We start from the raw sequence: 25112 nt of genomic DNA, 5'->3' as shown, positions 1-25112 counted from the left end.
GTCAAGGCGTTTCAGCGCGCGGCGGCGATCTTCCGTGCGAAATGAATCTGCACCGCGTCGCGTACTCCGCGCGCGACCTTTTTCTGCCCACCCTTCGACGTCAGAAACTCGGAATCGCCCTTGTTCGAGATGAAGCCCGTCTCGAACAGCACCGAGGGCGTATCGGGCGCCTTGAGCACGACGAACGACGCGAAACGGTGCGCGGTCGTCCGGAAGGTCATCTCGTCCGATGCCTCGCGCTGCAGCAGCCTCGCGAAATCCGACGCGACATTCATCGTCTCGCGCTGCGTCAGGTCGAGCAGGATCGACGACACGTCGCTGCTGTGCGCGCCGAGGTCGACTCCGTTGATGATGTTCGCCTTGTTCTCGCGCGCCGCGAGCCGCGCGGCTTCACGGTCGGATGCGACCTCGGAGAGCGTATAGACCGACGCGCCGTTTGCTTGCTCATTCTCTGCCGCGTCGGCGTGGATCGAAAGGAACAGGTCGGCTTTCAGCCGCCGGGCGATGCCGTAACGCTCCTCTAGCACGAGGTAGCGGTCGTCAGACCGCGTAAGCGCGACGCGGACGCGGCCCCCGGCGACCAGGTCGTCGCGGATCGCGCGCGCGAGTTCCAGCGTCAGATCCTTTTCGCGCTTGCCGCTGTAGGGAGAAGTCGCGCCCGGATCGTGTCCGCCGTGCCCGGCGTCGATCACCACGAGCGGCAGGCGCGGATTGTCGGGGCCTTCGATCCGCGGCAGGGCCACCGCGGGCTTGGGCTTGCCGATCCGAACAGTGACGCTGTAGCGCTTTTTCGGGCGATCGGCCCGCAAGAAACCGGCGTGTCGCGCCGCTTCGCTCCGGCGAGGATGCAGCGCGGCTTCGACCGGAAGCGCCGGGGCCGGTGCGATTGCCACGAGGAGAAAGGGCAGGATCATCGTCATTCCATGGCGCCGGGGCAATCCAACAGGGCAAATCCCTTATTAGCCAGCCTGTGTCAAACGGCGGTTAACCACGCCGGACGCATGCGGCAAAGACGGGAGAATGCGGCGAGATGGTTGCAATGTGGTCACACTCTCCCATCTTTATCGGGTGGTGGAGGTTGCCGTCGGCCCATGCCGATGCTAGCACCCTGCCACGACGGAGGACTTTCCGGCTCCGTCCGGCCTTTTGAGGGGAAGAGGCCTGATCTCGCGAATCGCGGATCATGGCCGCCCCGGTGCCGGACCTGCCGAAAATCTCGCTCCGTCGATCCACCCGGCTGATCGGGCGGCTGACGCGATTTTTCAACGAAAAATTGCCCCGGCTTCCCGTCCGCCCCGAAACAGGTTGATGCCGTATGAGGCTTGCCATGCCCTCTTTCGATCGCGACGCGGAGGCTTTTGCTTCCGCATGTGTCGCGGCGAAAGACCGCATGCGCGTCCACGACCGGACGCGGGCCCCGCGCGGCAATAACGTCTTTTTTTCTTTGAACCCTATCGACCGCCGCCGTCCGCCAAGGATGGTCGCGGCCTTTTTGTTTGGCGCGCCACTGCGCGCCTGGAGTGATACTAATGACCACGCGCATGTTGATCGACGCGCGGCACCGGGAAGAGACCCGGGTCGCCGTCACCAAGGGAAACCGCATCGAGGAGTTTGATTTCGAGTCCGCCGAGCACAAGCAGCTCAAGGGCAATATCTATCTGGCCAAGGTTACCCGCGTCGAACCGTCCCTGCAGGCGGCGTTCGTCGAATATGGCGGCAATCGCCACGGTTTCCTGGCCTTCAGCGAAATCCACCCCGACTATTACCAGATTCCGAAGGAAGATCGCGAGGCGCTGCTTCGCGAAGAGGCCGAACATGCCGCCGCGGCGGCGCAGCGCGCCGAGGATGACCTCGACGAGCTCGAAGGCGACGTCGCCGATGTCGAATATCATGACGACGATAACGGTGACGATAATGGCGACGCCCCGCGCGCGCCCGAAACGGTGGGCGAAGACGGCGACGATGAGCATGACGACGCCGAAGACAATGGCGAGGCCGACGGCGAAGACGGGGGCGAAGAGGCCAGGGACGGCCGCGGCGATCGCCGCCGCGGGCGGAGCAAGGGCGGACGCAATGGCCGCAAGGGTGGCCGTGGCCGCCGGGGCGACGACGAAGACGGCGAAAATCGCATGTCGCTGCGCCGCCGCTACAAGATCCAGGACGTCATCCGCCGCCGTCAGGTGATGCTGGTCCAGGTCGTGAAGGAAGAACGCGGTAACAAGGGCGCCGCCCTCACCACCTATCTGTCGCTTGCCGGGCGCTATTGCGTGTTGATGCCGAACACGATGCACGGCGGCGGGATCAGCCGCAAGATTTCGAACGGCGCTGATCGCCGCAAGCTGAAGGCGATGATCGACGAACTCAACCTGCCTCCGACGATGGGCTGCATCGTCCGCACCGCGGGGATGAGCCGCACCAAGGTCGAGATCAAGCGCGACTTCGACTATCTCGCGCGCCTGTGGGACGAGATCCGCGAAAAGACCTTGGGGTCGAGCGCTCCGGCGCTGATCCACTCCGACAGCGACCTCGTCAAGCGCGCGATCCGCGACATCTATCACAAGGATATCGAGGAAGTGCTCGTCGAGGGCGACGAGGGTTACAAGGCGGCCAAGCAGTTCATGAAACTGCTGATGCCGAGCCACGCGCGGCGCGTGAAGCAATATGCCGACCCGGTCTCGCTCTATCAGCGCTACGGCGTCGAGGACCAGCTCGCGGGAATGCTCAATCCCGTCGTCCAGCTCAAGTCGGGTGGTTATCTGGTGATCAACCCGACCGAGGCACTGGTGTCGATCGACATCAACTCGGGGCGGTCGACGCGCGAGCATAATATCGAGCAGACCGCGCTCAACACCAACCTCGAGGCCGCGCACGAGATCGCGCGCCAGCTCCGCCTGCGCGACATGGCCGGGCTGATCGTCATCGACTTCATCGACATGGATCATGGTTCGAACGTCCGAAAGGTCGAACGGGCGATGAAGGATGCGCTGAAGAACGACCGCGCGCGCATCCAGGTCGGCCGCATTTCGGGCTTCGGCCTGATGGAAATGAGCCGCCAGCGCCTGCGAACCGGCGTGCTCGAAGCCTCGACCCGCCCCTGCCCGCATTGCGAGGGCACGGGCCTCGTCCGGACCGCCAGCTCGGCTGGCCTCAGTGCGCTGCGCCTGATCGAAGAGGAAGCCGCACGCGGCAAGGGCAGCAAGATCATCCTGCGCGCCAGCCAGGAGGCGACCTTCTACCTCCTCAACGAAAAGCGTCGCGAGCTGCGCGAGATCGAGGAACTCTACGGCGTCAGCGTCGAAATCCTGCCCGATGGCGAGACCGAGGGCGCGCGCATGGCGATCGAGGTTGGCGGGCCGCCGCCCGTCGCCCGCCGCAGCTTCGCGCCGATCGCCCCGATCGAGGATGACGACGACGATTTTGTCGATGAGGACGAGGAAGAAGAGGAAGAGGCCGGGGAGGCCGAAGCCGAGGAGCGCCCCGCACGCCGCGAACGACAGGAACGCCCGGAGGGCGCGGATGGCGAGGGCCGCAAGCGCCGCCGCCGTCGTCGCCGTGGACGTCGCGGTCGCCGCGATGAGGAAGGCAGCGAAGCGCCCGAGGGTGAGGCTGCCGATGGCGAGGACATTGGCGAAGATCCCCGCGAAGCGGCCGCCGAAGAGGCTGCTCCGGTAGCGGACGAAGGGGAAGAGGCGAAGCCCAAGCGCCGCCGCGGCGGACGCGGCCGCAAGAAGGTCGAGGAAGCCGAAGCCGAGGCAGTGACCGACGAAGAAGCTGCCCCCACCGAAGCTGCGCCCGAGCCGGTTGTCGAGGAATCGCCCGCCGCCGAGGAGAAGCCGAAACGCAAGCGCGCGCCGCGCAAGACCAAGGCTGCTGCGGCTGCCGAGGCCGAGGTGCCCGAAGCCGTCGAGGCGCCCGCTGCCGAAGCACCGGCGGTCGAACCCGAGGATGATGCCGAAATCGTCAAGCCCGCGCCCAAAAAGCGTGCGAGCCGCGCGAAGAAGGCCGTCGCGGTCGAGGCTGCGCCCGAGGAAGCGACGACGAGCGACCGGGAAACGGTTGCCGCAGATGGTCAAGAGGACAGCACCGGCCCCGACGGCGAACCTCGTCGCGGTTGGTGGCAGCGCACCTTTGGCAACTGATCGACGCGGTTGACCGCAGAAACGACACGCTGACCTTGCGTCCGCGCGCGCTGAACCCCAATAAGCCTTCCATGGCTTCACTCGAGGTTCAGGCGCGCGGCGCGAGACAGTCGGCGATGACCGCTTCCCCGTCGTACAAGGCGCACCGGGCGCATGGCCTTCGTGCGTTGCCGCGCATCCTCTTGACCTTGGTGGCGATGGTCGCCGTTGCCGTGCGGCCCGCAATGGCGCAGTCGATCCTGCGCGATGCCGAGACCGAGGCGCTGTTCCAGGACATGATGGATCCGCTGCTCGTCGCGGCGGGGCTCCAGCCGGGGCAGGTGCGTGTTCACCTGCTCGGCGACCGCAGCATCAACGCCTTCGTCGCGGGCAGCCAGGACATTTATGTCTTCAGCGGACTGATCGAGGCTGCCGACAGTGCCGAAGAAGTGCAGGGCGTGCTCGCGCACGAACTCGGGCACATCATGGGCGGCCACGCGATCCGCGCGAGCGAGGGGGCCAAAACCGCGACCGGCATTTCGCTTCTCAGCCTGCTGCTCGGAGCAGCGGCGATGGCGGCGGGCGGCGGCGAGGCCGGCATGGGTATCTTGATGGCGGGCCAGCAGGCCGCGCTCGGCAAATATCTCGCCTTCACCCGCGTCCAGGAATCGACCGCCGACGCGGCGGGCGCGCAATATCTGTCGAAGGCCGGGATCAGCGGTCGCGGCAGCCTCGCCTTCTTCAAGAAGTTGCAGAATCTCGAATTCCGCTATGGCATCAAGCAGGACGACGATCAGGCCTATGGCCGGACCCACCCGATGTCGGGCGATCGCATCCAGGCGTTACGCGAAGTCTATGTCGTCGACCCGGCGTGGAGCAAACCCGCCGACCCGGCGATCGAGGCGCGTTTCCAGCGGATCAAGGCGAAACTGTCGGGCTATATCGCCGACCCCGACCGTACCTTGCGCAAATATCCTGAAAGCGACACGAGCATCCCGGCGCGCTATGCCCGCGCCTATGCCTGGCACAAGAGCGCTTACCCGGACAAGGCGCTCGGCGAGGTCAAAGGGTTGCTGAAAAGCAACCCGCACGACCCCTATTTCCTCGAGCTCGAAGGTCAGGTCCTGCTTGAATCGGGGCGGCCGAAGGACGCGATTCCGCCGTTGCGCGAGGCGGTGGCCAATTCGCGCTCGCAGCCGCTGATCGCCGCAACGCTCGGCCACGCACTTATCGCGACCGAAGATCCCGGCAATTTCGCTGAAGCGGAAAAGGTGCTCAAGACCGCGGTCGCGCTCGACAACCAGAATCCTTTCGCTTGGTACCAACTCGGCATCGTCTACGCGAGCAAGGGCGACCAGCCGCGCGCGGCGCTCGCTTCGGCCGAGCGTTACAGCCTTGAGGGTGGACAGTCGGCGCTGGCGCTGCGTAATGCCGAAACCGCGATGCAGGGGTTGGCCGAAGGGTCGCCCGACTGGATCCGTGCACAGGATATTGCGCTGGTGTCGCGCGCCGAGGTGGAACAGGCGCGCAAAAGACGCTAGATTCGAACGAGATACGATGGGGACGCATCGCCATCGGCGATGCACAAGGGCGACAAGTGACTGACAGGAAAGACGATTATTACCAGCCGTGGCTGCGCGACCCGGCCCCGACGCCCGGGAGCGCACCCATGCGCGACACGCTTGACCAGGGCGGATTGGCAAAGCCGAAGGACGAACCGCCGGTCGGCATCGACCTCGCGCGCTACAGGGCGGGCGACAAGCCGCGTGACCCGCTAGTCAAACCCGAAACGATCAAGGCAGGGGCCGCGAACCTGTGGGACCGCATCCGCGACGGCGCCGAAGCCTTCGCCGACTGGACGATCGACGTCGGCGAGCGGGCCGACATTCCTGCACGTGTCGAAGCGATGGAAATCCCGCGCCGTTCGCGCGAACTTGCCGCGAAAACCGGTGAACTGACCGCCCGCGCCGCCCGCGCGGTGGGGCGTGGATCGGCGAAAGCGAGCTGCGCCGCCGCCCGAGCGAGCGGCGCGGCGTGGGACAAGATGGCGATCGGCGACAAGGTTTCGCGATTGTCGCGAGAGGCCGGGCGCGGGCTCGGCGAGGTTGCCGACAAGGCGAAAGCCGGCATCGGCAACGCCGCGCGGGCCGGCGGCGAAACGATCCGCGACGGGATCGGCGGTGCTGCGACCAAGCTGCGGCCCGCACCGCGCGAGGAACTGGCACCGCCGCCGTCGGGGCTCGAGCAACTGCTCGCCCGCGAAGAAGCGGGGGCTCGCATCGCCGAGGCGCCGGCAGCGGCTCCCGATCTGCCGCTGTTCGCTGGCGAATCAATTGAGGCAGCTGCGCGGCGTCCCGCGAAATCAGCGCGGACCAAGGCTGCTTCGGCAGCGCCGCCGCCGTCGGTTTCGGGGCCGGCCGATGACGAGCGCACGCCCTATCGTCCGGCAACGCCGCGTCCCGCCTCCGCGGCGCCCACTCTGCCTGCACCGCTCTGGGCAGTTGCGCTCGGCGCGCTGTTGCTGCTTGGCGCGGCCTTCTGGCTCGGCGGCCGCTTCGGCGGAGGCATGAGCAAGAGCGAGGTCGAGACGATCGTCGCCGACTATATTCGCGCGCACCCCGAGATCGTGCCCGAAGCCTTCGAGGCGCAGCGGAACAAGGAAATGGCGAAGGCCGTCGACGCGGTGCGTCCGGCGCTCGAGAAGCCCTATGCCGGTGCCTGGGCGGGCAATGCCGACGGCGACGTTACCCTCGTCGTCTTCACCGACTATGCCTGCGGCTTCTGCCGCGCGAGCGTTCCCGACGTTGACCGGCTGATCCGCGAAGACAAGCGACTAAAGGTCGTGTTCCGCGAACTGCCGATCATATCGCCGCAGAGCCGCGACGCCGCGATCATGGCGCTCGCCGCCGCGCGGCAAGGCAAATATGACGCCTTCCACCACGCAATGTTCCAGGCGTCGTCGCTCGACCCGTCGGCGATCGCGTCCGCCGCCTCGCGCGCCGGCGTCGTCACCGACGGCAGCGCCGACGCGACCGCGAACGAGGCCTTGTTCCAGCGCGAGATCGATTCGAACCTCGCGCTCGCGACGCAGTTGCAGCTCAATGCGACCCCGACCTGGATCGTCGGCGACCAGCTGTTCCAGGGCCAGGTCGGCTATGACGCGCTGCGCCGCGCGATCGCCAAGGCGCGGGCCACGGGCTGAGGATGGCGGCGAACCACGCGCAACGTTCGATCGAGCGGGGGCTTCGTAACCCCGAGTTGATGGCGGCGGCGCTCGCGCTGTCCGAAGGGCGGCTTCACGACGCCGAACCTGTGCTCAAGGCGCATCTGAAGCAGGATCCGTTCGACGTTGCTGCGATCCGCATGCTCGCCGAACTCGCGGCGCGCATCGAACGCTATCGCGACGCCGAGGCGCTGCTGCGCCGTGCGCTCGAATTGGCGCCCGAATTTCTGGCGGCGCGCTCGAACCTCGCGACCGTCCTGCATCGGCAGGGGCGGTCGGGCGAGGCGGTCGAGGAGCTGGAAAAACTGCAGACCGTCGACCCCGACAATCTGATGAACGCCAATCTGAAGGCAGCGGCGCTCGGCCGCGTTGGCGAGTTCGACGAAGCGCTCGAACTTTACCAGAAGGTGCTGCAGACCTTTGGTAAACAGCCTAAGATCTGGATGTCCTACGGGCATATGCTGAAGACGGTCGGGCGGCAGGCCGACGCCGTCGCAGCCTATCGCAAGGCGCTCGAGCTTCGTTCTTCGCTCGGCGAAGTGTGGTGGAGCCTCGCCAATCTCAAGACTTTCCGGTTCGGCGACGACGATCTGGCCGCGATGGAAGCCGCTCTCGACCGTAGCGACATCGCGCCCGAGGATCGCTTCCACCTCCATTTCGCGCTCGGCAAGGCGAACGAGGACCGGCAACAGGCCGCAGCCGCCTTTGCGCATTACGACCGCGGCAATGCGCTGCGAAGGGCGATGCTCGACTATGACGCCGGTCAGACGCGGGCATCGGTCGACCATGCGAAGGCGTTGTACACGGCGTCGTTTTTTGCCGAGCGCCCCGATTATGGCTGCGATGCACCCGATCCGGTCTTCATCGTCGGGATGCCGCGCGCAGGATCGACGCTGATCGAGCAGATCCTGTCGAGCCATTCGATGATCGAGGGCACAATGGAACTGCCCGATATCCCGAAATTGTTCGCGAAAGCGCGGAATATGGGCGGGATCGCCCGGCTGACCGCGGCCGAGGCGCGCGAGCTTGGCGAACAATATCTGCGCGACACGCAGGTGCAGCGCAAGAGTGACAAGCGCTTCTATATCGACAAGCTGCCGAACAACTGGCTGCATGTCGGCTTCATCCGGCTGATCCTGCCCAAGGCGAAGATCATCGACGCGCGGCGCCATCCGATGGATTGCTGTTTCTCCAACTTCAAACAGCATTTCGCGCGCGGGCAGGCGTTCAGCTACAGCCTGTCCGATATGGGGCGCTACTATGCCGATTATGTCGAGCTGATGGACCATTTCGACACGGTGCTGCCCGGTCACGTCCACCGCGTCTTTCATGAACGCGTGATCGGCGACCTCGAAGGCGAGGTACGCGCGATGCTCGCCTATATGGACCTCCCATTCGAGCAGACGTGCCTCGACTTTCATGCCAACGACCGTGCCGTCCGCACCGCGAGCTCCGAACAGGTGCGGCGCCCGATCAACCGCGACGGCGTCGACCAGTGGCGCGCGATGGAACCGTGGCTCGGCCCGCTTGTCGAGGCGTTGGGGCCGGTTCTCGCGCAATATCCGGTTCGCGCCTGAGCTTATTGTTGCAATTTTGTCATAGTGGTCGCGAAACTGCGAGCCGCAGCCCCCATTTTCATGCACCTCGATTGACGATTGCCCGAAAGCTGGCACACCTTGGCGCCCTGCGCTGCAACAAACGGCGCCAGCATGAACAGGGGGGTCTGTATGGGGTTTCGTTTTTCACGCCGCGCGTTGCTCTTGGCATCCTTGTCGACGACGATGCTGTCGCCGGGCGCCGCGATCGCCCAGCAGGCTTCGGACGCGGGCGCCGACGACGAGATCATCGTCACCGCGCAGAAGCGCGAGGAAAATCTGCAGAATGTTCCGATCAGCATCCAGGCGCTCGGCACGCGCAAGCTCGACCAGTTGAACGTCGCCAATTTCCAGGACTTCTCGAAGCTCCTTCCGAGCGTCTCCTTCCAGTCGAGCCAGCCGGGCGTGACCACGGTCTATATGCGCGGCGTCGCGAGCGGCGGCGACGGCAACCACTCGGGCTCGCTGCCCAGCGTCGGCGTCTATCTCGACGAACAGCCAGTCACGACGATCGGCGGCACGCTCGACGTCCATATCTATGACATCGCGCGCATCGAATCGCTCGCGGGTCCGCAAGGCACGCTTTATGGCGCCTCATCGCAGGCGGGCACGATCCGCATCATCACCAACAAGCCGAGCACGGCAGGCTTCGAAGGCCGCGTCGACGGCGAGCTTAACACGATCAAGCATGGCGGGACCGGCGGCCGCCTCGAAGGCATGATCAATGCGCCGCTCAGCGAGATGGCCGCGGTTCGCCTCGTCGGCTGGTACCAGAAGGACGCGGGCTATATCGACAATGTGCCCGGCACGCGGTCGTTCCTGCCAACCCCGGGCGGCATCACCGTCGACAACGACGCCTTCGTCGAGAAGGATTTCAACGATGCCGAAATCTATGGTGGCCGCGCCGCGTTGAAGGTCGACCTCGACGACAATTGGACGATCACGCCGACGGTCCTCTACCAGAAGCAGAAGAGCCACGGCACCTTCGCGCAGGATCCGCTTGTCGGCGATCTGCAGGTCCAGCGTTTCTATCCCGACTCGCGCAGCGACAAGTTCATCCAGGCAGCACTGACGATCGAGGGCAAGCTCGGCAATTTCGACGTCACCTATGCGGGCGCCTATCTCGACCGCAAGACTTACCAGATCAACGACTATACCGACTATGCCGAGGCCTATGACGCGCTCTATGCCTCCTATGGCGGCCTTGCCGGCTATTTCTACCTCGAGGATAACGCGGGCAACGACATCGACCCGCGCCAGTATATCATCGGCACCGATCATTTCCGCAAGCTGAGCCAGGAATTGCGCATCTCGTCGCCGCAGGACTCGCGCTTCCGCGTCGTGGCCGGACTGTTCTTCCAGCGCCAGAGCAACGAGATTCATCAGGACTATATCGTCCCCGGCCTTGCCGACGCGCTGTCGGTCAACGGTCGGCCGGGCACGCTGTGGCTCACCGAACAGAAGCGCGTCGACAAGGATTATGCAGCGTTCGGCGAGGCGAGCTTCGACATCACTCCGACGATCACGCTGACCGGGGGCGGGCGCTATTACAAATACGACAACAGCCTGATCGGCTTCTTCGGCTTCGGCCGCAATCCCAATGGCCCGCCGTTCAACGGGGCGGGCAGTTCGCGGACGGGCGTGGCCGGCTGTTACACCACGACGGGCGCAATCCTGCGCGACAATCCCGGCGGCACCCTGCTTCCCGCCGAGGTCGAGGGCGGGCCCTGTACCAACCTTGCCGATTATGTGAACGGCAAGCTGGTCCCCAAGCGGACGAAGGATACGGGCTTCACCCACCGCCTGAACCTGACGTGGAAACCCAGCGAGGATGTCCTGACTTACGCGACATGGTCGCGCGGTTTCCGGCCGGGCGGCATCAATCGCCGCGCGACGATCGCGCCCTATGACGCCGATTTCCTCACCAACTATGAGCTCGGGATCAAGACGACGCTCGCCGGCGGGCTGGTTCGTCTGAACGCTGCCGTCTATCTGCAGAACTGGAAGCGCTTCCAGTTCTCCTTCCTTGGGCTCAACAGCTTTACCGAGATTCACAATGGCCCGAACGCCCGGATCAAGGGCATCGAGGCGGACATCAATATCCGGCCGACCGACGGGCTGACGATCTCGGCGGCGGCGTCCTATACCGATGCCAAGACGCGTAACAATCTCTGCGCGATCGACGATCCGACGTATCAATGTACCGCCGACCCTGACAATTCGATCGCGGCGCCGAAGGGGACGCGCCTGCCGGTGACGCCGAAGTTCAACGGCAACGCCACCGTGCGCTACGCCTTCCCCGTCGGACCGGGCGAGTTGCACCTGCAGTCGGTGATCGCGCATCGCGGATCGGCCAGCTCGGACATCCGGGTCGATGTCGCGAACGAGCTTGGACGCATTCGCGGATCGACGACGGTCGATTTCGCGGTCGGGTTCGACTGGAGCCGCTACAGCTTCGAGCTATTCCTGCAGAACGCGTTCGACGAGCGCGCCGAGCTCTCGCGCTTCTCGAACTGCGGGCAGTGCAACGGGCGCGTGCAGATCCTCGTGAACCAGCCCCAGACGCTCGGGGCGCGGCTGGGCGCCAAGTTCTGATCTGGTGACCGATACTGCGGCCAGCATCAAAAGGCCGGGCCAAAAGCTCGGCCTTTTGATGTGCATCGCGCTCGGTATGGGCAATATGATCGGGTCGGGGGTGTTCCTGCTCCCGCGCGACCTCGCCCCGCTCGGGTGGAACGCCGTGATCGGCTGGGGCGTGACGATCACCGGAACGCTGTGCCTCGCGCTGATCTTTGCGCGCCTGTCGCGCCGCCTGCCGGGCGGCAGTGCGGCCTTCACCTATGCCAATGCGGCCTTCGGTCCCGGGGTCGGTTTCATCGTCGCGTGGAGCTACTGGATCAGCTGCTGGACCGCGAACGCGACGCTGGCGGTTGCGGCGATCAGCAACCTGTCCATCGTTGCGCCGCGGCTGGGGGAAAAGGGTCCACTCGCGGCGCTGCTTGCGATCGGCTTTTTGTGGTTCTTTACGCTGATCAACCTCACCGGCGTGCGGCGTGCGGGGAATACGCAGGTCATCACGCTCCTGCTAAAGCTGGTGCCGGTTATCGGAGCCATCGGCGTCGCGCTATGGCTGCTCGGTACGGGTGAGGCGCGCGTCGAGGGGATGGCACACACCGCGCCGGTCAGCCTGTCAGCGATCAGCGGCGCCGCGACGCTGACATTGTTCGCGCTGCTCGGCTTCGAAAGCGCGGCAATTGTCGGCGATCGCGTAAAGGATCCCGAACGCACGATCCCGCGCGCGACATTAATCGCGGCGGCGGCGACCGGCCTGCTTTACCTCCTCTCCTGCACCGCGGTGACCTTGCTGCTGCCGGTCGACACGCTCCAGCAGTCCAACGCGGCCTATGCGACCTTCTTCGGCGCCCTTGTAAGCCCGACGGCGGGTGACGTCGTCGCGATCTTCGCTGCGATCGCCGCGCTCGGCGCGCTCAACGGCTTCGTCCTGCTACAGGGCGAGATTCCCCGCGAACTGGCGCACCGCCGTCTTCTCCCGTCGCTGCTCGGCCACGACAACCGGTTCGGCTCGCCCCTCGCCGCACAGATCCTGTCGAGCGCGCTCGCGAGCTTCGTCGTTTACGCCAATTATTCGCGCGGACTGGCCGGGCTCTTCACCTTCATGGTGCTGGTAACGACCTCGACCGCGATCATCCTCTACGTCGTCGGCAGCCTCGCCGCACTGAAGCTCGAACATCTCGGCGAGCTGCGCGTGTCGCCGGGCTTCGCGGCGGTCACGCTGGTCGGTGCGGCCTATAGCTGCTGGGCCTTTTACGGCGCCGGGCTGGAGGCGAGCTTGTGGAGCCTGGCGATGACCGCGGCGGGGCTTCCCATCTATTTCCTGATGCGTCGCTCAGCGCCAGCGTGGCGCGAAGAAGCCCCGATCGCGTAGGATCACCTGCGCGGCGTTGTGCCCCGGTGCGCCGGTCACGCCGCCGCCCGGGTGCGTGCCCGCACCGCACATATAGAGTCCTTTGACCGGTCCGCGATAGCCGCCGTTGCCCAGCACCGGGCGCGCGGCCCAGAGCTGGTCGAGGCTCATATTGCCGTGCATGATGTCGCCGCCGACGAGGCCGAACTTGCGTTCGAGCCCCTTGGGCGAAAGGCGCGTGCTGCCGACGATGCTGGCGCGGAAGCCCGGCGCGTGTTTCTCGACCGTGTCGAGGATCGCGTCGGCGGCCGCTTCCTCCTCATCGTCCCAATCGCGGGGAGTCCCATCGTCTTTGGCGGGCAATTCGGGTGCAAACTGCTGACAGAAGAGGCTCGCGACATGGCACCCCTCGGGCGCGAGGCTGTCGTCGACGGTCGAGGGGATCAGCATCTCGACGATCGGCGCCTTCGACCAGCCATGCTGTTTCGCGTCGAGGAAGGCGCGGTCCATATAATCGAGCGTCGGCGCCAGGATGATCCCCGACTGGTGATGCTCGCCCGGCTCGGGAAGGCAGGTGAATTTGGGGAGCTCCGACAGCGCGACATTCATGCGGAAAGTGCCGCTGCCCGCCTTGAAGCCCTTGATGCGGCGCTCGAAGTCGGCCGGCAGGTCGCTGGCAACCATCAGCCGCTCATAAAGCAGTTTCGGCCCGACATTGGCGATGACGCGCGCCGCTGCAATCTCCTCGCCGCCGACCAGCTTGACCCCGGCCGCCTTGCTGCCATCGACGAGCACCTTGGCGACCGGGCTTTCGAGGCTGATCTCGACCCCCATGTCGCGGCAGACCTTTGCCATGATCTCGGTAATCTTGCCCATGCCGCCGACGCTGTGACCCCAGGCTCCCTTCTTGCCGTTCACCTCGCCGAAGACGTGGTGGAGCAGGACATAGGCACTCCCCGGGGTGTCGGGGCTGGCATAGTTGCCGACGACCGCATCGAAGCCGAAGGCGGCCTTGACCGCCTCGCTTTCGAACCAGCTGTCGAGCATCGTGCGCGCCGATTTGGTGAAGAGGTCGAGCACGTCGCGCTGCTGTTCGAGGCTGAGCGTCGCGAATCGCCGTCCCTGCCGCGCGCCGTCGAGCAAGGTGCGCAGGCCCTCGCCGACGTTCGGCGGCACCCGCAGCGCGAGGTCGCGGAGCAATTCGGCGACATTTTCGAGCGCGTCATAATAGGCCGGGAGCACGTCGGCGTCGCGTCCCGAAAACTTGCGGAACTCGGCCTGCGTGCGCTCCAGCCCACCGCCGAGCTTGAGGTAACCACCATCTTCCTGCGGGAGGAAATTGCTGATCGGGCGTTCGATGACGCGATAGCCATGATCGGCGAGCTTCATGTCCGCGATCACCTTCGGCTGGAGCAGGCTGACCGTGTAGCTCGCGACCGAATTGCGGAAGCCGGGAGCGAACTCTTCGGTCACTGCGGCGCCGCCAACGACGTCGCGCGCCTCGACGATGCGCACCTTCAGCCCCGCCCTGGCGAGATAGAAGGCGCAGACTAGGCCGTTGTGGCCGGCGCCGATAATCAGGGCATCATAGGCTTTGGTCATGAAAACTCTTTCGCAAGCGGGGATTGGACATGCTGGCGGCCGAAGCCGAGGCCGAGGATACGGCCCGGAATGCGGCGAAGCAGCGGAATGGCGTCGAGCAGGCGGACGGCGAAGGGCACCCGGGTGATTTCGCCGCGCAGCATCGGTTCGATGACGCGCTGGTGCGCGAAACGCTGGATCGCCTGCATCCGCGTGGTCGGCGTCCAGCGGCGCGCCTGCACCGTCGCGAGCAGCGGATCGGGATCGGCGTTTGCGGCGAGCGGTGCGGCGAGGATGTTCGCCGCCGCGACGGCATCCTGTACCGCGAGGTTGATCCCGACGCCGCCGACCGGCGACATCGCATGCGCCGCATCGCCGATCGCGAGCAGGCCGGGACGCGACCAGCGCGTCAGCCGGTCGAGCGCAACCGAGAGCAATTTTACATCATCGAAGCTCTCGATCGCATCGATGCCGGCGGCGAGGCCCGGCGCAATCTCGACGATACGATCGCGAAAGGCGGCGATCCCGCGCGCCTCGATCGGCGCGAAGCCTCCCTTTTCGATAATCTGCGCGCATTGCCAATAGTCGCCGCGCGGGATCGCGACGACCATGCCGCCCTTGTCGATCGTGCCGAGCGCGACCTCGGACATATCCATGCCCGCGGGAACGGGGACGCGGAACCACAGCACGTCCATCGGCGCGCCGAGATCCTCCCGCGGCAGCTCGGCGGCGTCGCGCAGCACCGAGCGGCGGCCGTCGGCGGCAATGACGAGGCGAGTGGGCAGCGTCTCCCCGGTCGCGAGCGTCACGCCGCTGACCCGACCCGCGGCATCACTAGTCAGCCCGGTGGCCTCGGTCGACATGCGCAGGTCGAAGGTCGGGTAGCGCTTGCCCTGTCCGGCGATGAAATCGAGCAGATCCCATTGCGGCATCATCGCGACGAAGCGTGCCGCGACGGGAAGATGCTTCATCGTCGCGATCGTATATTGGCCGCCGAGCAGATTGAGCGTCATCGTGTCGATCGCAGCGTGCGGCTCCTTCAGCAACTCTTCGAGCAGCCCGATCTCGTTGAATAGCTCGAGCGTCGAGGGGTGTACGGTGTCGCCGCGGAAATCGCGGAGGAAATCGGCATGTTTTTCGAGGATGGTGACGGGAACGCCGGCGCGGGCAAAGAGCAGCCCCGCGACCATGCCGGCGGGTCCGCCGCCGACGATCACCACGGGCGCGTCGGCGTTCAACGGCGGCTCCAGCCGGCAGGCGGCGCCTGCTCCAGCCGCGCCTCGGGAATGATCTCGCGCATTCGTGCGCAGAAATGCTTGAGGCACACTTCCTTGTCGCTGAGCGGACCCATGCTGAAGCTCTTCGACTGCATGCCCATCTGGACACGCGTGATCAGTTCGGTGTCCTCGGCATTGACCTGGCGGTTGATGCGCCAGTTGAGGTAGCGCGCGGCCTTCATCTCGCGGCGCTCATCGGGGAGCACATAGGAAATTTCGCGGATCAGGCAGGTCGTCGGTCCGGTCGGCAGCCACTGCATGAAATCGACCTGATCGGGATAGATGTCGAAGGCGACGTTGGGCCAGAGCTTGAAATAGAGCCAGTGGCGTTGCCGGTCTTCGGGCAGATGCGGGACGGGCGGCAGCAGCCGCTGGTACATGCGCTCCGACCAGTTGACCGACGGGCGGTCGATCAGATCACCCCACATGCGGTCGACATTGTCCTCGGCCTCGACGCCATAGCTTTTGCCGAACAGGCGGGTGAGGCCGGGATGCGCGACGGGGATGTGGAGGCCATCCGAATAATTGTCGCCGACATTCTTCCAGTTCACCGCGCGCGGGCGCATGGTGACCCGGCCCAGCGCGCCGAGTTCCTCGAAACGGTACGGGTCGATCATCGCCTCATAGGGCGCCATCATGCCAGAAACCGACGGGCCGCCATCGTCCTCCAGCCGAACGAACCAGAAGCCGCGCCATTGTTCGAGCCCGACGGGCACGAGTCCGGCCTTGCCCTTGTCAAGGGTCGGATAGCTCGCGCTGTCGGGTACGCCAGAGAGCCGCCCGTCGAGTTCGTAGGTCCAGGCATGATAGGGACAGACGAGCTTCTTCGCGCAGCCCGTCGCGCCATCGACGAGGCGGGAGCCGCGGTGGCGGCAGACGTTGGTGAAGGCGCGCACGACGCAGTCGGTGCCGCGCGCGAGAATCACGCTCTCGCCGCAATAGTCGATGCTATGCCAGTCGCCGGTGTTCGGGATGTCGCTGTCGTGGCAGACGACCTGCCAGCTCGGGCGGAAGATGCGGTCCATTTCGGCGGCATAGAAGTCGGGGTCGCTGTAGGTCCAGGCGGGGAGCGACCAGCCGTCGAGCGAATCGGTGGGGAGCGGGTCGATGGTGTCGAAGGTGTCGCGTAGCGTTGCCATGGTTCGTTCCTTGTTGTACGATTGTATAACAACATGACCGCCGCTCGCCAAGCCTTTACGCGCGAAAGCGCCGATGCCCGCCGGGCGGACCTGATCGAGGCGACCGCGGCGGTGCTGGCCGAACATGGCCTCGCGGGGACGAGCGTCCGCGCGATCTGCGCGCAGGCGGGGGTGTCGCCCGGGCTGCTGCGCCATTATTTCGAGGGAATCGACGACCTGGTCGCCGCGACCTATCAGGCGACGAGCGACCGGATGGACGCGATCTTCGCGGGCGCGGTGGAAGGGGCCGGCGCCGATCCGCGCGCGCGGTTGTCGGCTTACCTTACCGCGAGCTTCCGCGCGCCGGTGACCGATCCCGAACTGCTCGGCGCGTGGACCGCCTTCTGGGCGCTGGCGCGGAGTGACGCGCGGATGGCGGCGATCCACGCGACGAGCTACGCCGGCTATCGCGCGCGCCTCGGCGAATTGCTCGTCGCGTGCGGCGCGCGCGATCCCGACCGTCTGGCGATCATGCTGACCGCGATGGTCGACGGCCTGTGGCTCGAACTGTCGCTCGACGCCGCGAGCTTCGGCGCCGACGCCGCGGCGCAGATGGTCGAACGCGCGCTGGCCGCGCTGCTGCCCTAGCCGCCGATTGCGTAACGCTGGACCGTCGCGCCGACCTCGGCGAGGATCGTTTCGCGGTCGAGCGCGACGACGGGAGGCAGCGCGAGGACGTAGCGCGTGAGCGCGAGGCCGAGGATCTGGCTGGCGACGAGCCCGGCGCGTTGCGACGCGGTTGCGGACGGACCGAGCGACAGCAGCACGGGCAGCACCTGGGCCGCGAACAATTGCTGGATTCGCGTCGACGCGAATTCGTTCGACGCCGCCGAACGGAGCAGGACCGGCAGGCCGCCGTTCGCCCTGTCGCCCTCCCACAGCGCGAGGAAATGAGCGACGAGCGTCCGCCCGACATGCGCGGGATCGATGCTGGCGACATCGGGCAGGCCCAGGTCGAAATCGGCGACCTCGGCAAACAGGCGGTCCTTGCTGCCGAAATAGCGGATCACCATCGCGGGATCGATCGCCGCCGCCGCGGCAATGTCGCGAATCCCCGTCCGCTCATAGCCATGCTCGGCGAACAGCCGCCGCGCAGCCGCTTCGATCGCCGCGCGCGTGCGTTCCGACTTCTTCATTTTCAACGGCTTGTCGACCATGGCACAACATTTATCAACGACTGTTGACAAAAACAAGCCCATGTGAGAAAAGTCAACAAATGTTGACAAAAGGAGTCGAGACGATGAAGACGAAGACCGACGTGCTGATCGTCGGCGCCGGCCCCACCGGGCTCGCGCTCGCCACCGCGCTGCAGCAGGCGGGAATCGACCATCTGCTGATCGACCGGCTGGAAGCGGGCCTCAATCTGTCGCGCGCCGGGGTGATCCATGCGCACACGCTGGAAATGCTCGAACCGCTCGGCGTCGTGCCGCAGATGCTGGCAGCGGGCCTGAAGATGACGCGCTTTGCGGTGCGCGACCGGCGCCACCGGCTGCTGTCGATCGATTTCGACCGGCTGCCGTCGCGCTATCCCTTCGTGCTGATGCTGCCGCAGGACGTCACCGAACGCATCCTGACCGAGCGGCTTGCCGCGCTCGGCGGCCGGGTGCATCGCGGCGTCGAGGCGCTGGACCTTGCGCAGGATGCGGACGGCGTGACGGTGCGCGTGACGACCGGGAGTGGCGAACGGACGATCCGCGCGCGCTACGTCGTCGGCGGCGACGGGATGCACAGCAAGGTGCGCGAGGCGTCGACCATCGCCTTCGAGGGCGGACGCTACGAAGAGAGCTTCGTGCTGGCCGATGTGAGCTTCGCGGTGCCCCGGCGCGAGCAGGAGGTGTCGCTGTTCTTCTCGCCCGCGGGGATGGTCGTCGTCGCGCCGCTGCCCGGGGGACGCCATCGTATCGTCGCGACGCACCGCCACGAAGGCGAGCGCCCCGATCGCGCCGCGATCCAGCATTTGCTCGACACGCGCGGCCCCGAGCGCGGCGGGCCGGCGGTCGTCCCGGTCGTCGCCGAAGTCCACTGGAGTTCGGCGTTCCGCGTCCACCACCGCGTCGCCGACACCTATCGGGACGGTCGGCTGCTCGTCATGGGCGACGCCGCGCACGTCCACAGCCCCGCGGGCGGGCAGGGGATGAACACCGGGATCGTCGATGCGATGCTGCTGGCACCGTTGCTGGCGCGCGTCGTGCGCGGCGCGCCCGAAAGCCTGCTCGATGCGTATGGCGCGCGGCGCCGTCCGGCCGCCGAGGCGGTGCTGGGGCTGGCGGGGCGGCTGACGAAACTGGCGCTGGTTCGCGGGCGGGTCCGGCGCGGGGTGCGCAACCTGTTGCTGCGGGCACTCGACCGGGTGCCGCCGTTCAAGGCGAAGCTGGCGCTGCAACTGTCGGGGATCGCGCGGCGCGAGCTGGCGGTGGCCCCGGGCGGAGACGCGGGCTCGGCGGGGGAGGGTGATGCGACGGGGTGGCGGCTTGCGGCCTGAAGGTGGCGGGGTGCGTCACCGGGGCCCTACAGCGTTGACGACCGCGATGGGGTGGAAAGCCGTCGTTAAACTCCTTCGTTCACAGAGACTAATCGGATCGGCAATGCTCGGTATTCCAGGGAGGCGGCGCAGGTAAATCAGAAGAGCCTATTGGAAAGGGCAAGATTGGATTGACCCGCAAGCAGGGAATTGGACGATGAGGATTCTCGGAATAAAGATCTTAACGGCAATTCTGATGTTTCGTGCATCTTTGGCCCTAGCTTGCCCCCCGCTACCGCCTCCTCCGCCCGATCGTAACCTTGGAGCGGAAGCGCGCGAAGCGGCGACCGAGCGGTTCAAAAACTCATATAACATTGTCTACGGTGTCATCACCGACGCGCCAAAAAACGGCGGGAAAGCACATTTTAGGGTGATCCATGTTTATGCAGGTTCATTGAAGGTCGACGAGCAGTTGGATGCTTGGTCCGTCGACTATTTCGCGATCCCTAGAGCAAATTGTCCGATCTATCGTGCTGTCTTCCCCGAGGTAGGAGAGTATGGAGTGTTGGCCTTCCGAGGCAATCTTCCGGTCATTGATTTCGTGGATAGTTGCACGCTCGATTTCTGGTTTCGGAACAAGTGGATAAAGCGGGCAACCCCGCCTCTGCCTCTCAAGAGCCGGGGCCTCAGCTGCCAAGTTTACGATTTCAAACCCATTGCAGGCACGGAGTAGCTACGTCCGCTTTCGGCCGTATGCTGTCATTCGTCATCCCGGACTTGATCCGGGATCCACCGCAGCGCTGAAGTCATGGACCCCGGATCAAGTCCGGGGTGACGATGATGGATAGGGCAGCTTCCGGTCGTTAGCCGCCATTCGTGCCGATCTGGAGCGGATGACTGCTAACGACCGATTGCGGGCATGTTTGGTCCCGGTATGATGTCGATATGGAAATCTTGATCGTAGATCTTGCGCGAACGGCTATTGAGCATGTGGACGACCGCCATGGCCGCGCGGCAGCTTGGGTCGTCGCGATTGTCAGCATTTCGATCCTGATAGGCATACCCGTTTCAATCGTGCTGTATCTCATAAGCTGACGTCCGCTTCCCACCCCAAAGCGGACATGCGCGATCGTCGGCTCGGGCGTGCCGAACTGCTTTATCCTTGCAACACGCCGCAGGCTCCCCACATCGCCCCTATGGCGAAACGGAGCCTCTACCAGCGCTTGCGGCGTAATGCGCAGGTTCGCCTCGCGCTCTTCCTGCTCGGCGTGCTGCTGATCGTCGCCGCGCCGGTCGTCGGCGTGCTTCCCGGCCCCGGCTTCATCATCCTCTTCCCCGTCGGCCTGATGCTCTGCCTCCAGAACAGCGCGTGGGCGAAGCGGCGCTATGTCCGCTTCAAGCGCAGCCACCCGCGCTACGGCGAGCGCGCCGACCGGATCATGCGCCGCGTCAGCGCCGCGCGGCGGCGGGCACGGGCCGCCCTGGAGTCGCTTGATGGCGATTGACTTTGCACCGAATCCCGCTTATCGGCGCGTCCAACAGTGGCCGCCCACGTCTGGCGGCCCTTTTCTGTTACGGCATTTGACAAGATCTAGGGAAAACCGCGATGAAGCGCACCTATCAACCGAGCCGCCTCGTGCGCAAGCGCCGTCACGGCTTCCGCGCCCGCAAGGCCACCGTCGGCGGCCGCAAGGTTCTGGCCGCTCGCCGCGCCCGCGGCCGCAAGAAGCTGTCGGCCTAAGCGCCGGCGCTTCTGCGCCAGCCCGTCTGGTGCGAACGCTATCGAAACGCAGCGAATTTCTGGCCGCCAACCGCGGCCTTCGCTTCCCCATGCCCGGCTTTGTCCTGCTCGTCCGCCCGCGCGGCGATGGCGACGATGAGCCGGGCGTCGGCTTTACGGTCAGCAAGAAGGTCGGCAACGCCGTCACTCGCAACCGGATGAAGCGGCGCTTCCGCGAACTTGCGCGCGCCGCGCTTCGCGAATCGGGCATCGCGGGCGCCGACCATGTGCTGATCGGGCGCCCCGGCGGCAACGACATCGCCTTTGCCGAACTCGGCGAGCATCTCGATTCGGCGCTGAGGCGCGCGGCGAAGAAGCTGGCGGCGAAGGCGTTATGAGCGTTGCCCTTCTCCCTTATCGTCACCCCGGACTTGATCCGGGGTCCATAACCACCGCGGTCGCATGGGGCCCGGATCAAGTCCGGGGTGTCGAACAAAGGGCAATCGCGAATGAAGTTCGGCAGTTTTCCGGTCTTTGTTCATGATCGCAAAGCTGCTCATCCTGATCGCCCGCGGCTGGCAACTCGGCCCGTCGCGCATCCTGCCGCCGACCTGCCGCTACGCCCCGTCGTGCAGCGAATATGCGATCGTCGCGCTCAAACGCCATGGTGCGATCAAGGGTGGCTGGCTGGCGACAAAGCGGCTATTGCGCTGCCATCCTTGGGGCGGTCACGGCTACGACCCCGTGCCTTGAGCGCGGCCTATCCCGACATTTTTGAGACGAAGAGAGACCGAAGAGCGTGGACGACAAGCGTAACTGGATCACGGCAATCTTGCTGTCGGCGGCTATCCTCCTGGGCTGGAACTTCGTTTCCCAGAAATTCTTCCCGACCCCGGCCAAGCCCGATGTGACGAAGACCGTCGCAGGTTCGCCGACCGCGACCACCGCGGCGCCGGGTCAGCCCGCCAAGCTGCCGACACCCGGCGCGCCCGCCGCCCCCGCCGCGCAGGCGATCGTCGCGGTCGAAACCGCCGTCGCCTCGGCGAACCGCGTGCCGATCGATACACCGGCGCTCGCCGGCTCGATCAACCTCGTCGGCGCGCGCATCGACGACATCACGCTCACCAAATATCGCCAGACGATCAAGAAGAACGCGCCGCCGGTGCGCCTCTTCGCGCCGGGCAACACCAAGGCCGCCTATTTCGCGAGCGTCGGCTGGGCCGCGCAGGGCGTCGAGGTTCCGGGGCCCGCGACGGTCTGGACCGCGTCGGGTGCGAAGCTCACGCCGACGACGCCCGTAACCCTGAGCTGGTCGAACACCACCGGCCAGACCTTCCGCATCGCGTACAGCATCGACGCCGATTATCTGATCACCGCGAAGCAGACGATCGCCAACAGCGGCGCGGCACCGGTCAGCGCAAGCAGCTTCGCGCTGATCGATCGCCTCGGCAAGCCGACCGATCCGCACGAACAGGACAGCTGGACGATCCACGTCGGACCGACCGGCTATCTCGGCGGCAAGTCGGTGTTCGACGTCAATTACACCGACCTCGACGAAGGCACGGCGGCGAAATATGATTCGGCCGGCTGGCTCGGGTTCACCGACAAATATTGGCTCGCGGCGGTCGTCCCCGCCAAGGGTGAGCGTGTCAGCGCATCGATCACCTCGCCCGCAGCCAATAATTACCAGACGCTGTTCGCGCGGAACTTTGCCGAGGTCGCACCGGGCAAGCAGGTCACGACGACGACGCGCATCTTCGCGGGCGCGAAGGAGGTCTATACCCTCCAGCGCTACGAGAAGGATCAGGGCATTACCCGCCTGTCGAACGCGATCGACTGGGGCTGGTTCGAATTTTTCGCGGTGCCGATCTTCAAGCTGCTCGACTGGCTGTTCCGCATGGTCGGCAATTTCGGCGTCGCGATCATGCTGCTGACGCTGATCATCCGCGGCCTGATGTTCCCGATCGCGCAGCGCCAGTTCCATTCGATGGCGCAGATGCGCCTCGTCCAGCCGAAGATGAAGGCGCTGCAGGAACGCTACAAGGACGACAAGCCGCGCCAGCAGCAGGAGCTGATGAAGCTCTACAAGGACGAGAAGATCAATCCGCTCGCGGGCTGCCTGCCGATCGTCATCCAGATTCCGATCTTCTATGCGCTCTACAAGGTGCTGATGCTGACGATCGAAATGCGCCACCAGCCCTTCGCGCTGTGGATCAAGGATCTGTCGGCGCCCGATCCGGCGCATTTCCTGAACCTGTTCGGCCTGCTCGACTTCACGCCGCCGTCGCTGCTGGCGCTCGGGCCGCTCGCGCTGATCCTCGGCATCACGATGTTCCTGCAGTTCCGCCTGAACCCGCAGGCGACCGATCCGGTGCAGCAGCAGGTGTTCAAGATCATGCCGTGGATGTTCATGTTCATCATGGCGCCGTTCGCGGCGGGCCTGCTGCTCTACTGGATCACGAACAACTGCCTGTCGATCGCGCAGCAGCAGTTCATGTATCGCAAGTTCCCGGCGCTGAAGGCGGCGCCGGCGAAATAGAACCGCCCCATTGGCGTGTGCGTCCCCGCGAAGGCGGGGACCCATCTCCGGTGGTTTCGGACTTAGACAACAGGAGATGGGCCCCTGCCTGCGCAGGAGCACAGGCTTTATGACCGACGAAATCGATCCCGACCGAACCGAACGCGCCCGCAAGCTGTTTGCAGGCCCGATCGCCTTCCTGAAATCGGCGCCCGCGCTCCAGCATCTGCCGGCGCCCAGCGTGCCCGAAATCGCGTTCGCGGGCCGCTCGAACGTCGGCAAATCGTCGCTGCTCAACGCGCTGACGAACCGCAACGGGCTGGCGCGCACCTCGGTGACGCCGGGGCGGACGCAGGAGCTCAATTATTTCGACGTCGGCGAACCGCTGGTGTTCCGGCTCGTCGACATGCCGGGCTATGGCTTTGCCAAGGCGCCGAAGGATGTCGTCAGGAAATGGCGCTTTCTGGTGAATGATTACCTCCGCGGCCGGCAGGTGCTGAAGCGCACGCTGGTGCTGATCGACAGCCGCCACGGGATCAAGGACGTCGACCGCGAGGTGCTGGAAATGCTCGATATCGCCGCGGTCAGCTATCGCCTCGTCCTCACCAAGACCGACAAGATCAAGGCGAGCGACCTCGCCGCGGTCCAGGCCGCGACCGAGGCCGAAGCGCGCAAGCATCCTGCCGCGCACCCCGATGTGATCGCGACGAGCAGCGAAAAGGGCATGGGGATCGCCGAACTGCGCACCGCGGTGCTGGAGGCGGTCGAGAGTTGACCTTTGTCGCCCCTCCCTCGAAGAAAGGGGCAGGGAGAATCCATGAAACTGTTCATCGGCAACAAGGCCTATTCGAGCTGGAGCCTGCGCGGCTGGCTCGCGGTCAAGCATAGCGGCCTGCCCTTCGAGGAGGTGACCGTCCCGCTCTATGACGAGGACTGGTCGAAACGCCGCGAGGGCGACGAATTCGCGCCGTCGGGCGGCAAGGTGCCAATCCTGTGGGACGGCGAGGACATCGTCGTCTGGGACAGCCTGGCGATCATCGACTATCTCAACGAAAAGACCGGCGGCACCCGCGGCTTTTGGCCCGACGATATGGCCGCGCGCGCGATGGCGCGCTCGATGGCGGCCGAAATGCATTCGAGCTTCGCGGCGCTGCGCCGCAACCACAGCATGAACATCCGCCGCATCTACCCCGCCGCCGAGCTGCTGCCCGAGGTGCAGGCCGACGTCATCCGCATCCTGCAGATCTGGGCCGAAGCGCGCGCGCGCTTCGGCGGCGAGGGGGATTATCTGTTCGGCGAATGGTCGGCGGCCGACATCATGTTCGCCCCCGTCGTCACGCGCTTCCTCACCTACTCGATCCCGCTCCCGCGCTTCGCCATCCCTTATTGCCAGGCGGTGATCAGCCACCCCTGTATGCAGGAATGGATCGGCGGCGCGCAGGCCGAGGACTGGGTCATCGAACAGTTCGAGATGGCCGGGCCCGACTGAGGCGATCGCCGGGTTGCGGGCGATGGC

General features: G+C 65.6%; 22 protein-coding genes. 17 read left to right on the top strand and 5 right to left on the bottom strand.

The window, feature by feature from the left end; genetic code table 11:
- Positions 1 to 11: 11 nt before the first annotated feature.
- Complete coding sequence (locus QOL68_RS11100) at positions 12 to 920, bottom strand: N-acetylmuramoyl-L-alanine amidase family protein (RefSeq protein WP_502957388.1); 909 nt, start codon at positions 918 to 920, stop codon at positions 12 to 14.
- A 609-nt stretch (positions 921 to 1529) separates the two neighbouring features.
- On the opposite strand from QOL68_RS11100, the gene QOL68_RS11095 reads away from it, so the two are divergent.
- The 6 genes from QOL68_RS11095 to QOL68_RS11070 all read left to right on the top strand — a co-directional run bounded on the left by QOL68_RS11095 (position 1530) and on the right by QOL68_RS11070 (position 12882).
- A complete protein-coding gene (locus tag QOL68_RS11095; RefSeq protein ID WP_282949420.1) occupies positions 1530 to 4139 on the top strand; it encodes an Rne/Rng family ribonuclease in 2610 nt (869 codons plus the stop codon).
- A gap of 116 nt (positions 4140 to 4255) precedes the next feature.
- Positions 4256 to 5659 carry a M48 family metalloprotease gene (locus QOL68_RS11090; protein WP_502957387.1) on the top strand — a complete coding sequence of 468 codons (1404 nt, stop codon included), beginning with the start codon at positions 4256 to 4258 and terminating at the stop codon, positions 5657 to 5659.
- Positions 5660 to 5787: 128 nt separating this feature from the next.
- Entirely contained in the window at positions 5788 to 7320 is a 1533-nt protein-coding gene (locus tag QOL68_RS11085; RefSeq protein WP_282949421.1) for a DsbA family protein, read from the top strand.
- A 2-nt stretch (positions 7321 to 7322) separates the two neighbouring features.
- Entirely contained in the window at positions 7323 to 8918 is a 1596-nt protein-coding gene (locus QOL68_RS11080; protein WP_282949422.1) for a tetratricopeptide repeat-containing sulfotransferase family protein, read from the top strand.
- A 150-nt stretch (positions 8919 to 9068) separates the two neighbouring features.
- Positions 9069 to 11531 (top strand): TonB-dependent receptor, encoded by a 2463-nt coding sequence (locus QOL68_RS11075; protein WP_282949423.1) that lies wholly within the window; start codon positions 9069 to 9071, stop codon positions 11529 to 11531.
- Between the two features lie 4 nt (positions 11532 to 11535).
- Positions 11536 to 12882, top strand: coding sequence for an APC family permease (locus QOL68_RS11070; RefSeq protein ID WP_282949424.1), 1347 nt, complete (start codon positions 11536 to 11538; stop codon positions 12880 to 12882).
- On the opposite strand, the gene QOL68_RS11065 is transcribed toward QOL68_RS11070, so the two are convergent.
- The 3 genes from QOL68_RS11065 to QOL68_RS11055 are packed head-to-tail and all read right to left on the bottom strand — an operon-like array spanning position 12844 to position 16858.
- The gene (locus QOL68_RS11065) at positions 12844 to 14463 is read right to left on the bottom strand and encodes a phytoene desaturase family protein (protein ID WP_282949425.1); all 1620 of its coding nucleotides are present in this window, start codon (positions 14461 to 14463) and stop codon (positions 12844 to 12846) included. The genes QOL68_RS11070 and QOL68_RS11065 overlap by 39 nt on opposite strands.
- Positions 14460 to 15680 carry an FAD-dependent oxidoreductase gene (locus QOL68_RS11060; protein WP_282949426.1) on the bottom strand — a complete coding sequence of 407 codons (1221 nt, stop codon included), beginning with the start codon at positions 15678 to 15680 and terminating at the stop codon, positions 14460 to 14462. Before QOL68_RS11060 ends, QOL68_RS11065 begins: the two co-directional genes overlap by 4 nt.
- On the bottom strand, positions 15677 to 16858 hold the full coding sequence (locus tag QOL68_RS11055) for an aromatic ring-hydroxylating oxygenase subunit alpha (RefSeq protein ID WP_282949427.1): 1182 nt from the start codon (positions 16856 to 16858) through the stop codon (positions 15677 to 15679). The genes QOL68_RS11060 and QOL68_RS11055 overlap by 4 nt, the downstream gene beginning before the upstream one ends.
- Positions 16859 to 16891: 33 nt before the next feature.
- On the opposite strand from QOL68_RS11055, the gene QOL68_RS11050 reads away from it, so the two are divergent.
- On the top strand, positions 16892 to 17485 hold the full coding sequence (locus tag QOL68_RS11050; RefSeq protein ID WP_282949428.1) for a TetR/AcrR family transcriptional regulator: 594 nt from the start codon (positions 16892 to 16894) through the stop codon (positions 17483 to 17485).
- Here QOL68_RS11050 and QOL68_RS11045 read toward each other — a convergent pair.
- Positions 17482 to 18033: a TetR/AcrR family transcriptional regulator gene (locus tag QOL68_RS11045; protein WP_282949429.1), complete on the bottom strand. Its 552-nt coding sequence runs from the start codon at positions 18031 to 18033 to the stop codon at positions 17482 to 17484. The genes QOL68_RS11050 and QOL68_RS11045 overlap by 4 nt on opposite strands.
- Positions 18034 to 18137: 104 nt before the next feature.
- Between QOL68_RS11045 and QOL68_RS11040 the strand changes: the two genes are divergently transcribed.
- From QOL68_RS11040 to QOL68_RS10995, 10 genes are all read left to right on the top strand, one after another.
- A complete protein-coding gene (locus QOL68_RS11040) occupies positions 18138 to 19379 on the top strand; it encodes an FAD-dependent monooxygenase (protein ID WP_282949430.1) in 1242 nt (413 codons plus the stop codon).
- A gap of 196 nt (positions 19380 to 19575) precedes the next feature.
- The gene (locus QOL68_RS11035) at positions 19576 to 20091 is read left to right on the top strand and encodes a hypothetical protein (RefSeq protein ID WP_282949431.1); all 516 of its coding nucleotides are present in this window, start codon (positions 19576 to 19578) and stop codon (positions 20089 to 20091) included.
- Between the two features lie 212 nt (positions 20092 to 20303).
- Positions 20304 to 20453 (top strand): hypothetical protein, encoded by a 150-nt coding sequence (locus tag QOL68_RS11030; RefSeq protein WP_204992099.1) that lies wholly within the window; start codon positions 20304 to 20306, stop codon positions 20451 to 20453.
- A gap of 101 nt (positions 20454 to 20554) precedes the next feature.
- The gene (locus QOL68_RS11025; RefSeq protein ID WP_058456827.1) at positions 20555 to 20863 is read left to right on the top strand and encodes a hypothetical protein; all 309 of its coding nucleotides are present in this window, start codon (positions 20555 to 20557) and stop codon (positions 20861 to 20863) included.
- A 101-nt stretch (positions 20864 to 20964) separates the two neighbouring features.
- Positions 20965 to 21099 carry a 50S ribosomal protein L34 gene (gene rpmH / locus QOL68_RS11020; RefSeq protein ID WP_003046693.1) on the top strand — a complete coding sequence of 45 codons (135 nt, stop codon included), beginning with the start codon at positions 20965 to 20967 and terminating at the stop codon, positions 21097 to 21099.
- A 29-nt stretch (positions 21100 to 21128) separates the two neighbouring features.
- A complete protein-coding gene (gene rnpA / locus QOL68_RS11015; RefSeq protein WP_058810749.1) occupies positions 21129 to 21476 on the top strand; it encodes a ribonuclease P protein component in 348 nt (115 codons plus the stop codon).
- Between the two features lie 142 nt (positions 21477 to 21618).
- Positions 21619 to 21831, top strand: a complete 213-nt coding sequence (gene yidD / locus QOL68_RS11010; protein ID WP_058456758.1) for a membrane protein insertion efficiency factor YidD — start codon at positions 21619 to 21621, stop codon at positions 21829 to 21831.
- Between the two features lie 46 nt (positions 21832 to 21877).
- On the top strand, positions 21878 to 23617 hold the full coding sequence (gene yidC / locus QOL68_RS11005) for a membrane protein insertase YidC (RefSeq protein WP_282949433.1): 1740 nt from the start codon (positions 21878 to 21880) through the stop codon (positions 23615 to 23617).
- 109 nt (positions 23618 to 23726) lie between these two features.
- Positions 23727 to 24371: a ribosome biogenesis GTP-binding protein YihA/YsxC gene (gene yihA, locus QOL68_RS11000; protein ID WP_282949434.1), complete on the top strand. Its 645-nt coding sequence runs from the start codon at positions 23727 to 23729 to the stop codon at positions 24369 to 24371.
- Between the two features lie 42 nt (positions 24372 to 24413).
- On the top strand, positions 24414 to 25085 hold the full coding sequence (locus QOL68_RS10995) for a glutathione S-transferase family protein (protein WP_282949435.1): 672 nt from the start codon (positions 24414 to 24416) through the stop codon (positions 25083 to 25085).
- Positions 25086 to 25112: the final 27 nt, after the last annotated feature.

The sequence above is a fragment of the Sphingopyxis sp. Geo25 genome (assembly GCF_949769135.1).
GTDB lineage: Bacteria > Pseudomonadota > Alphaproteobacteria > Sphingomonadales > Sphingomonadaceae > Sphingopyxis.
Note: the sequence above shows the minus strand (reverse complement) of the source record. Positions and strands in the feature narration are given on the sequence as shown.

Excerpts from the sequence above, each read along its gene's own strand:
- yidD (WP_058456758.1), top strand. The coding sequence starts at position 21,619 with ATGATCGCAAAGCTGCTCATCCTGATCGCCCGCGGCTGGCAACTCGGC.
- QOL68_RS11040 (WP_282949430.1), top strand. The coding sequence starts at position 18,138 with ATGAAGACGAAGACCGACGTGCTGATCGTCGGCGCCGGCCCCACCGGG.
- QOL68_RS11055 (WP_282949427.1), bottom strand. The coding sequence starts at position 16,858 with ATGGCAACGCTACGCGACACCTTCGACACCATCGACCCGCTCCCCACC.
- rpmH (WP_003046693.1), top strand. The coding sequence starts at position 20,965 with ATGAAGCGCACCTATCAACCGAGCCGCCTCGTGCGCAAGCGCCGTCAC.
- QOL68_RS11030 (WP_204992099.1), top strand. The coding sequence starts at position 20,304 with ATGGAAATCTTGATCGTAGATCTTGCGCGAACGGCTATTGAGCATGTG.
- QOL68_RS11090 (WP_502957387.1), top strand. The coding sequence starts at position 4,256 with ATGACCGCTTCCCCGTCGTACAAGGCGCACCGGGCGCATGGCCTTCGT.
- QOL68_RS11045 (WP_282949429.1), bottom strand. The coding sequence starts at position 18,033 with ATGAAGAAGTCGGAACGCACGCGCGCGGCGATCGAAGCGGCTGCGCGG.
- QOL68_RS11085 (WP_282949421.1), top strand. The coding sequence starts at position 5,788 with ATGCGCGACACGCTTGACCAGGGCGGATTGGCAAAGCCGAAGGACGAA.
- QOL68_RS11035 (WP_282949431.1), top strand. The coding sequence starts at position 19,576 with ATGAGGATTCTCGGAATAAAGATCTTAACGGCAATTCTGATGTTTCGT.
- QOL68_RS11095 (WP_282949420.1), top strand. The coding sequence starts at position 1,530 with ATGACCACGCGCATGTTGATCGACGCGCGGCACCGGGAAGAGACCCGG.
- QOL68_RS10995 (WP_282949435.1), top strand. The coding sequence starts at position 24,414 with ATGAAACTGTTCATCGGCAACAAGGCCTATTCGAGCTGGAGCCTGCGC.
- yihA (WP_282949434.1), top strand. The coding sequence starts at position 23,727 with ATGACCGACGAAATCGATCCCGACCGAACCGAACGCGCCCGCAAGCTG.
- QOL68_RS11025 (WP_058456827.1), top strand. The coding sequence starts at position 20,555 with ATGGCGAAACGGAGCCTCTACCAGCGCTTGCGGCGTAATGCGCAGGTT.
- QOL68_RS11100 (WP_502957388.1), bottom strand. The coding sequence starts at position 920 with ATGACGATGATCCTGCCCTTTCTCCTCGTGGCAATCGCACCGGCCCCG.
- QOL68_RS11075 (WP_282949423.1), top strand. The coding sequence starts at position 9,069 with ATGGGGTTTCGTTTTTCACGCCGCGCGTTGCTCTTGGCATCCTTGTCG.
- QOL68_RS11080 (WP_282949422.1), top strand. The coding sequence starts at position 7,323 with ATGGCGGCGAACCACGCGCAACGTTCGATCGAGCGGGGGCTTCGTAAC.
- QOL68_RS11065 (WP_282949425.1), bottom strand. The coding sequence starts at position 14,463 with ATGACCAAAGCCTATGATGCCCTGATTATCGGCGCCGGCCACAACGGC.
- QOL68_RS11050 (WP_282949428.1), top strand. The coding sequence starts at position 16,892 with ATGACCGCCGCTCGCCAAGCCTTTACGCGCGAAAGCGCCGATGCCCGC.